Below are 8,427 nucleotides of genomic sequence, written 5' to 3'. Positions count from 1 at the left end.
TGCCTCCCCCCACGCTGACACTGGCACCGACCAGCCTTCCGGGTGGTACTGCGGGCACGGCGTACAGCCAGGCGCTTGCCACCACGGGTGGCACCGCACCGTACAGCTATGCCGTCACCGCGGGCACATTGCCGGCCGGGCTGGCCCTGTCGAGCACCGGCACCCTGTCGGGCACGCCGACGGCGGCCGGCAGCTACAGCGTCACCGTCACCACCACCGATGCGCATGGCGCGACCGGCACTGCCACCTACACGCTCGCCGTCAGCGCGCCGCCCCCGCCGGTCGCTACCAATCCGGTGACCACGTCGGTTGCGGCCAACACGAAGACCGAGGCAGGGCAGAGCGTCAGCCTCAACCTGTCGAGCCTGGTAACAGGCGTCTTCGACGACATTCGGATTGTCACGCAACCGACTCATGGCACGATCACGATCTCGCGCTCCCTCGCGATGCGTGGCTTCGGTGGCTCGCCGCTCATGGCTGCTGCCTTGGCAGCGTCGTCGATCTCGATCCCAGGTCAGGTCATCGCCGTTTACACGCCGGATGTGGGCTATCAGGGCACCGATACGTTCCAGTATGTCGCAGTCGGTCCAGGAGGCACCTCGACGCCTGCGACCGCCACCATCCAGGTTGTCGGTAAGGTGCCCACGGCTCCGGGCCTCACGGCGTCGGCTATCGACGGTCAGACTGCCTCGGTTGACCTGACGGCCGCAGCCTCCGGCGGACCGTTCACCGCAGCCGCGATCACCAGCGTGTCGCCTGCCGACCAGGCAACTGCCACGATCGTCGCCGGCGGCACCACGGACGCGCGAACCTTCCGTCTGCAGGTAACGCCGAAGGCGCACTTCAGCGGGGCGATCACCGTGGGCTATACCCTTGCCAATGCGTTCGGCACATCCTCCACCGCGGCGGTAACCTTTACCGTCACCGCGCGCCCGGACCCGTCGCGAGATGCGAATGTCCGCGCCATGAGCGATGCCCAAGCCGAAGCGGCTCGCCGGTTCTCACGGACCCAAGTTGCTAATTTCATGGGCCATGCCGAGACGCTGCACGGTGCCGACTGCGCCCGGATGGTCAACGGTCTGCGCCTTAGCTCGACCGACCGGCCCAATCAACGACGCATCCCGGGGCAGCCGATCGAGAGCACGGCTCCCAATGATACGGGCCGCGCTGCGCGCTCTGTGGAGGGATCGACGAAGGACGAAACTCCCGCCGGATGCGGTGGCAAGGTCGGCCTGTGGACGGGCGGGACCATCGACGTTGGCACCCGCGATGCGATCACTGGTCGCTCGAAGGTCAGCGCGACAACCGCAGGCGTCAGCGCCGGTATCGACGTGCACGTCGCCGAGGGCGTCACGCTTGGTGTCGGCGGAGGGATCGGCCGAGATCGCAGCTTGATCGCGGGCGGGGTCGACCGAGTGAACAGCGAGAACAATATGCTGGCCGTCTATGGAAGCGTGGCGCCGGTGGAAGGCATGTTCGTAGATGGTATGCTCGCTCGCGGGTGGCTCGACTACACGCTACGCCGCATGGACGCCGGAGCAGGAGCTCTGGCAAGGGCGAACCGGACCGGCACGTTCACCACTGGCGCATTGTCGTCGGGGATCGATCGGACAACCGGCACACTGCGCTGGTCACTTTACGGCCGGGCCGAATATCTGAACGGACGCCTTGCGGGCTACCGTGAGGAAGGCGCGGGCTTCTACAACCTTCGGTTCGACGATCGTGAGCTCCGGTCGATTACTGGGGCGCTCGGCCTACGCATAGCATGGCAGCGGCCGCTGTCGGTGGGACTGCTAACTGGGCGCCTGCGGACCGAATGGCTGCACGAGTTCACTAGTGGTACGCGCCAGGGGCTGGATTATGCCAATGTCGATGGTCCGTACTATTACAGCCTAGTGGGATCCGGCTGGTCGCGCGAGCAGTTCCTGTTCGCTCCAGGCATCGGTCTAGCCATGCGATCAGGCTGGGATCTCGGCCTCGATCTGGGCGTCCGGGTCGCCAACGGTGAACGTGCCGCTACCACCGGGGTGCAGGTCCGGAAAGCATTCTAGGACCCTGAGGGCAAGACCAATCCATTCACTGGTTAACGAAAATATTGTGCAAATTCACTCTAATAACAGGAATTAACAATGTCGCTTACTGATCCTATTATTGGTGAGATCATCATGTTTGCTGGGGTCGGTAAAACACCCCAAGGGTTCATGCTGTGCGATGGACGCGAATTGAAGATCGCCGACCATACGCCGCTCTTCACGATCATAGGCCATGCCTATACCCCTAAATCCGAGCAAACTCTGCAAACCTTTCGAATCCCAGACTTTCGAAGTGTCGTTCCCGTGTGTCCAGCCCACAGCAAATCGACAGGACAGCGCTACCCTGAAAGGTGGCAAAACGAAGAGCACCCATACACCCATGTCAATTGGCAAAACTTTCCAGAGATTCAAGCTCCACTCACTGTTACACTAAACCCTTCTGCAATAAAAACCGAGATAAGCGTCAAAAGAGCAAAAGGTTCGCACACTCTTGTTGATAACGCGATGCTGTGTGAAGCAAAGTCGGGAACAGATGCCGCTGCTATATTCACAACCGATGCAAGCGCCCCGGGAGTTTCCCTCGGTGGAGTTAAAACCATTATTTCAAACAACGGCACTGATGTTAAAGGTTATCTTACGATAGGAAGTAAGACCCCATACCCCATCCCGATCCCTTTTATTGCTATCGGATACTATATAGCAGTTGAAGGAAATTTTCCAATTCTAGATTAATAGCATGTTTCCAAATGATTTTAAGGGGGCGTTATGGGATATCGTTTCGACGTAAAGATTTTTAATAGCTCGGATAAGGTAATTGATTTCAAAATAATCAATAGCAAATGCGTCTATACTCCAAAGGAGAAAATAGTAAAAACTAGCCCGGGGCAGTGGGCGGTATTTAAGGATGTAGAATCAAGCTACAACATGCTTACCGTTTGCCATGTGAGCGAAAGCGTATTCCAAATAGCAGCGATTGTTGATGGGCAAGTTATTGGATCAACCAAGTACAGAGTGTATGTAGAAAACTCTAGTTACTGCTGGTATACTACATCGTTATGGGATCAATTTGCCGGAAATACAAAAGTAAGGGGCTATTGCGCGTTCACATCGGACGATTTCTTTCCCAACACAAATACTCTTTTATTTGAGAGAGTGGAATCATACGGCGATCTTTTTTTTACGGGTAGGGACATATTCGTAGACAACTCTGCATCGGTAAAGGCGTGGCAGATTCCGGAAACAATCGTACAAGAGAAAAAATTAGAGATTGAGGGATTTTATCCTCCTTCCCTACTTATTAATAGTGTTAAAACACTTGATGCCGATCGCAATGACACAGAATTTCGAAGCGTAGTTTCTAACTTGGCAGAGGTCGCGGCATTATGTATCGGATTATGGGGTAGTGTAAAGCCGAGTTCGGCGACGCCGTCAGTTCGCAGTTATTCCCCTGGCGTGTCTTTTACTGACGATTTAAAAGAAAACTGGAAACAAATATTATCGGATTGCGCGAAGGTAATGTCTGATTATTATGCCGCGTATACTCTGATAATGCAAAAAGAACGGGAAATAACCATCACTATTTCTCGGACAGACAGCCCGCCATCATTCCACGCGGTATTTACGGATTCACTGTTCAATAAAGCAAAAATTACATCAGGAAACTTCGACATGCCGCCTCCACCTGATAACCATGACACGTTTTATGAGAGCGTAAGGCGAAAAAGTCCGCTAAAGCTATAATATTTCTCATGCATTCACATATTTGTGATCTTGATGCCGACCAATCGTTGCAGTCGGCTTGTAGCTTGCGGAGGTGCGACCATCACCGGCTTTAGGCCTATCGCCTGTTCCGATGCGATCGACCAATTCGCGATGTAGGGCGACCAACTCCGGTGATGGGGCTCCCCCAGTGGAGGCCCATGCCAGCCGTTCCACAGCCACGAAAAGATCGATCGCGTCGGCAAGCTCCCCTTCGGCGGACGATGCGCGACAGCAGGCCGATCCGCTCGTAGTAGCGGATGGTGTCGGGCCTCAGGCCGCATGCGCGGCGAAATCGCTGACCTTCACGGCTGCGCACTCCTTGCGAAGGGCAGCTACCCCTTGGAGCGCGCTCCACGTCAAGGCCGTATCAGCAACATTCCCATTTCGGCATCGTTTTCTGAGACGCTGCCAAGCACGTCATCCGATTATCCCGTCTGTTGGCGGACAGACTCGCCGAGGCCGCGCGCGACGAACTCGTCGTTTGAAACGCGAGGGCCTCGCTTCAGGCGCTGATTACCGAGTTTGCGGCGGTCCAGCTTCGGCCTAGGTGGTACGGGCGAGGGGGCCTTAAACATCCCGCCGGGCTGAGTGGTTCGCGCGGGCTCGTGGTTGTTGCGCTTGGCGTGGTGCGGCTGCACCTGCTGGATGGCATGGGTGAGCGCCAGAGCGGCGTCGAGGTGTTTGCCGTCGACCACGGGCGCCTGGTTTACCCTGCGCATCTTGTCAAAGACGCGATAGGGCAGGGTTACACTGACGTCCCCCCTGTTTTTTCATCCATGCTGAGTGAGAGTTTTCCGGCCCTTGAGCCGGACTGTCATAGTCGATGGACCACTCAGAAGGCGGCAGCTCAAGCCAACGAAGCCGAAGACCCGATTGATCGACATGAACGAATGACCGAAGCTGGGAAGCGCTCCGGGCGCCCTGAATGGCCGAATGTGGGTCTTCAGGCCCCCCAATTCGAAGAGATTTATCCGCGCGGCGGGGTTGCGTTGTAGTGCGAACGGCCCCTTTAGCGGCGGGCCCTGTGATACCCGCACGTCCAGTGGTTGCCTATTATATTATATGCTGATTGATCGCATCAACGACGTTCAACCCATGCAACATACCATTGTCCGTTAGGATCGTGTGGATGCGGTTAGGCACAGCTGTCCGCAGGTGTTCGAGGAACTGCCATGCTGTCCGGCGATCAGCCTCGTCGACGAGCTGGGTGACCGCAAATTTGCTTGTGCGGTCGATGCCGACAAACAGGTAGAGCTTGCCGTCGGCAGTCTGCACCTCAGTGATATCGATATGGAAGAAACCGATCGGGTAGCGCTTGAAGCGTTTTCGCTTCGGCTTATCGCCCTCGACGTCTGGCAGGCGGGAGATGCCGTGCCGCTGCAGGCAATGATGCAGCGCTGACCGGCTCAAGTGCGGTATCGACGGCTGCAGGGCGTAGAGGCAGTCATCCAGGGGCAGCAATGTGTGGCGCCGGAACGCCACAACCATCGCCTCCTCCGCCTCGGTGAGGGTCGTTGAATGAGGGGCCTTCGGCCCGGTCTTCAGATCCTCGACCGTCGCCCTCTTGCGCCACTTCGCGACCGTCTTCGGGTTGATCCCCAGCTCACGGTTCAGCGTCGCGAGCGAAGCTTGGCGTGCTGTATTGCTGCTCGGACGGTGTGCGTGGTCGTGGCGCCCCCGTGACGTGCCTGTCCCATGCTGCTTCCTTCCATTCCAACGAAAGGATCGCACCATCAAACACCTAGAGGGTCACCTGCAGCTACGCCCGGTACGCACGGACGAAGGCATCGACATGTTCCGTGAGAAACACGCCCATATCCAATGGGCGTGTCTCGGTTCCGCCAAGTTCGTTCTGATGAAAGTAGGCAATGACCAATGGCGAGAGCAGGCCGATCGCAGCAGTTCGCACGTCACTTGATCGCATCTGCTCGCGTTCCTGATGCTGTAGCAACCGCGCTTCGATGGCGAGGATGGTCGGCTCCAGGATCTGGAGCAGATATGCTGGACCGAGACGGTCGTGACGCAACCCTTCGCGCAGACCCATTGCGTGCAGTTCGGAAACCCGCATCGACAGGCCGAGCATGATTGCGCGGACCAGCCAGTCGATCGAGGTCGCGAAGTCCCCTTCGGCCTGTCGTGCCTGCTGCAGATGCGCTTCGCCGACGTCCCGAAAATCCTCCATCACCGCGATGATCAACTCTTCGCGACGGCCGAAATAATGCCGGACGGTCGGCATCGTGACACCTGCGCTCGCCGCAAGTTCGCGCAGACTGGGCGGCGGCAGATTGCGCGCAGTCAACCGATCGCGAAACGCGCGGAGTAAGGATGCGCGCTTTTCAGCGTGACCGCTGCTCTTCGTTCCCTTCGCCTTCGGCATGGCAACGATTTGGCAGACCGGGAAGGCGCGGGCAACCGGTCCATAATATTGTATTGCACGTGCTATACAAAAAGGACATGACGGGTGCGTAAGGAGTATCCGCGATGATGAACACCCTGCATTCCACCAATTCAGGCGACGGCTCGACACTGTTCTCGCCCGGCGCCACGATCGCTGCCCGCCTTGCAGTCGTCGTCGCTGCTGTGTTCCAAGTTGCCACGCCGATCCTGCCCAGCCTCGGGATTGGGAGACAGATCGGCCAACAATCGTCATCGGTCCAGGCGCTCATCACGCCGGCCGGATGGACCTTCTCGATATGGCTGCTGCTCTATGCCGGGTCCCTGGCCTATGCGGTGTATCAGGCGCTGCCGGCGCAACGAGTAAGCCATGCGCTGTCGAAGGTGCGTTGGGCCAGCGCGGGCGCCTTTATCGGCAACGGGCTATGGGCGCTGTATACCCAACTGGCCGACCTGACATTCGTGTCGGTCCTTATCATCGCGGGATCGCTTGCCTGCCTGCTGCACATTTACCGTCACCTTGCGGCGGAGCGTGCGTTGACGCGCGGTGAGCGCTATGTCGTCGCGCTGCCTCTGAGTGCGCTTGCCGCATGGCTGACGGCCGCGACGATCGTCAACATCGCGGCGACGCTCAATTATTACGGCGTCAATCCGGCGGTCGACAAGGCGACGATCGGTGGCGCCATCATTCTGATCGGTGGTGCCATCGCTGCGGCGGCCATATGGCGCGGCAAGGGCAACCCCTGGTTCGCGCTTGTCTTCCTGTGGGCACTGCTCGGCATCTACGGCCGCAACGGGCATATCCCGGCGATCGCGGCGACCTGTGCAGTATCCGCGTTCGCGGTGGTCGTCGTCACCGTGTTCGCGCTGCGAGGCGAGGGCGCTCGACGCCTATGGCTCGGCGATGCGGCGTCCAACGCCGTATCCGTCCAAAGGGCAGGATGATCGATGATGCGCGCGCTTCCTGCCATGTTGGCGGTACTGCTCGGACAGCCCGCCATTGCCCAGACCAAGCAGCCTTCGGACGGGCCACCCTCTGGTCGCCCGCCCGAATCGCGCGATGCCGGATGGAGCGTAGCGGTCGGTGCGGCCATCGTCGCCAGTCCCGTCTGGCAAGGATCGCGCGACACCGCGCTCTCGCTCCTCCCCGACCTTCGCATCCGGTATAAGGACGAGCTGTTCGCATCCATACCGGAGGGCATCGGCTGGAACGCGATCCGCGCAGAGGGGTGGACCGCCGGACCGATTGGCAGGATTCGCTTTGGCCGGAACGAGCGCCGCGGTGGCTCCCCCTTTCTGATCGCCGGGGGGAGCGATGCTCTCGTCGGCCTGGGAAACATAGGCGCAGCGTTCGAACTTGGCGGGTTCGTGGAAAAGCGCGTCGGCCCCTTTCGCGGCCGGGCGGAATTGCGTCGTGGCCTTGGAGGCCATGACGGCTGGATCGCCGATGTGTCGGCCAATTACCGCCAAAACCTTGGCCGTACAAACATTGTCGTCGGCCCTCGCGCAACATTCGCAGGCGCAGGGTTCATGGACCGATATTTCGGCATCGATGAGGACCAGTCGCGTCGTAGCGGACTGGCGCGATACTCGGCTTCTGGTGGTTTGGTATCCTACGGCATCGGCACGACCGTCTTGCGTCCGCTTACCCGGCGCAGTGCGGTGACCGTGTTCACGGGGCTTGATGTGCTGAGCGACCAGCCCAGCCGGTCCCCATTGCTGCGTGATCGGGGGCAGCGAGCGCAGTTCACCGCCGGCATGGGCTATAGCTTTCGATTTGACCTATGACCCGCCTCTGGCGGACACCACCGTTTCGCGGTCCGTATGGAAACGGCTACCGTGACGAGGCAGTCACCTTACCGCCATTCACCCCAATCAAAGCAGTTTCGCTTAGGTGTTTGATCCCACGAAGTGATCGATTGCGGTTTCTCGAGATGCCGCCGGGTTCGCCCTGCGCGTATGTTAGCCTCGTAGGTTTCAAGGGGGATTTAACCGCCCTCGTTCGTTGGGCAGGCGAGGAGTAGCAGAATTTATGTCCCGTCGTGTCCTGATCACCGGCGCCAGCGTCGCCGGCAACACCGTCGCCTGGTGGCTTGGCCGTGCTGGCTTTGACGTCACCGTGGTCGAACGAGCGTTCAGCTTTCGCGATGGCGGCCAGAACATCGATGTGCGTGGAGTGGGCCGCGAGGTGCTTCGCCGAATGGGACTGGAGCAGACAGCGCTAGGGTCCAAACCCAAT

General features: G+C 59.2%; 9 protein-coding genes and 1 pseudogene. 7 read left to right on the top strand and 3 right to left on the bottom strand.

What is annotated here, in order from left to right:
- The 3 genes from SB4_RS03535 to SB4_RS19450 form a co-directional block, all read left to right on the top strand.
- Nucleotides 1-2,051, top strand: a 2,051-nt coding sequence (locus SB4_RS03535) for an autotransporter domain-containing protein (RefSeq protein WP_153006052.1), incomplete at its 5' end; no start/stop codon positions are given.
- A gap of 78 nt (nucleotides 2,052-2,129) precedes the next feature.
- Complete coding sequence (locus SB4_RS18785) at nucleotides 2,130-2,765, top strand: phage tail protein (RefSeq protein WP_082669934.1); 636 nt, start codon at nucleotides 2,130-2,132, stop codon at nucleotides 2,763-2,765.
- A 33-nt stretch (nucleotides 2,766-2,798) separates the two neighbouring features.
- Nucleotides 2,799-3,773, top strand: a complete 975-nt coding sequence (locus tag SB4_RS19450) for a hypothetical protein (RefSeq protein WP_153006051.1) — start codon at nucleotides 2,799-2,801, stop codon at nucleotides 3,771-3,773.
- Between the two features lie 97 nt (nucleotides 3,774-3,870).
- Here the strand turns inward: SB4_RS19450 and SB4_RS20570 are convergent, their stop codons facing one another.
- Nucleotides 3,871-4,110 carry a MerR family DNA-binding transcriptional regulator gene (locus SB4_RS20570; protein ID WP_153006050.1) on the bottom strand — a complete coding sequence of 80 codons (240 nt, stop codon included), beginning with the start codon at nucleotides 4,108-4,110 and terminating at the stop codon, nucleotides 3,871-3,873.
- Between the two features lie 289 nt (nucleotides 4,111-4,399).
- On the opposite strand from SB4_RS20570, the gene SB4_RS19440 reads away from it, so the two are divergent.
- Complete coding sequence (locus tag SB4_RS19440) at nucleotides 4,400-4,789, top strand: hypothetical protein (RefSeq protein WP_193753727.1); 390 nt, start codon at nucleotides 4,400-4,402, stop codon at nucleotides 4,787-4,789.
- Nucleotides 4,790-4,895: 106 nt separating this feature from the next.
- On the opposite strand, the pseudogene SB4_RS03525 reads toward SB4_RS19440, so the two are convergent.
- Together SB4_RS03525 and SB4_RS19435 are read right to left on the bottom strand one after the other, a co-directional pair.
- Nucleotides 4,896-5,491 (bottom strand): annotated as a pseudogene (locus SB4_RS03525) (transposase family protein); the annotation flags it as partial.
- A 62-nt stretch (nucleotides 5,492-5,553) separates the two neighbouring features.
- Nucleotides 5,554-6,171, bottom strand: coding sequence for a TetR/AcrR family transcriptional regulator (locus SB4_RS19435; protein ID WP_167345456.1), 618 nt, complete (start codon nucleotides 6,169-6,171; stop codon nucleotides 5,554-5,556).
- 104 nt (nucleotides 6,172-6,275) lie between these two features.
- On the opposite strand from SB4_RS19435, the gene SB4_RS03515 reads away from it, so the two are divergent.
- From SB4_RS03515 to SB4_RS03505, 3 genes are all read left to right on the top strand, one after another.
- Nucleotides 6,276-7,133 (top strand): hypothetical protein, encoded by an 858-nt coding sequence (locus SB4_RS03515; protein WP_058751439.1) that lies wholly within the window; start codon nucleotides 6,276-6,278, stop codon nucleotides 7,131-7,133.
- A 3-nt stretch (nucleotides 7,134-7,136) separates the two neighbouring features.
- Nucleotides 7,137-7,976 (top strand): MipA/OmpV family protein, encoded by an 840-nt coding sequence (locus SB4_RS03510; RefSeq protein WP_058751438.1) that lies wholly within the window; start codon nucleotides 7,137-7,139, stop codon nucleotides 7,974-7,976.
- A 244-nt stretch (nucleotides 7,977-8,220) separates the two neighbouring features.
- On the top strand, nucleotides 8,221-8,427 hold a 207-nt coding region (locus SB4_RS03505; protein WP_193753726.1), incomplete at its 3' end, for an FAD-dependent monooxygenase.

Source organism: Sphingomonas sanguinis (genome assembly GCF_001476905.1).
Taxonomy (GTDB): domain Bacteria; phylum Pseudomonadota; class Alphaproteobacteria; order Sphingomonadales; family Sphingomonadaceae; genus Sphingomonas; species Sphingomonas sanguinis_B.
Note: the sequence above shows the minus strand (reverse complement) of the source record. Positions and strands in the feature narration are given on the sequence as shown.

What these genes read in the sequence shown, in the direction of transcription:
- SB4_RS18785 (WP_082669934.1), top strand. Translation starts at nt 2,130, where the DNA reads ATGTCGCTTACTGATCCTATTATTGGTGAGATCATCATGTTTGCTGGG.
- SB4_RS19450 (WP_153006051.1), top strand. Translation starts at nt 2,799, where the DNA reads ATGGGATATCGTTTCGACGTAAAGATTTTTAATAGCTCGGATAAGGTA.
- SB4_RS19435 (WP_167345456.1), bottom strand. Translation starts at nt 6,171, where the DNA reads ATGCCGAAGGCGAAGGGAACGAAGAGCAGCGGTCACGCTGAAAAGCGC.
- SB4_RS03515 (WP_058751439.1), top strand. Translation starts at nt 6,276, where the DNA reads ATGATGAACACCCTGCATTCCACCAATTCAGGCGACGGCTCGACACTG.
- SB4_RS03510 (WP_058751438.1), top strand. Translation starts at nt 7,137, where the DNA reads ATGATGCGCGCGCTTCCTGCCATGTTGGCGGTACTGCTCGGACAGCCC.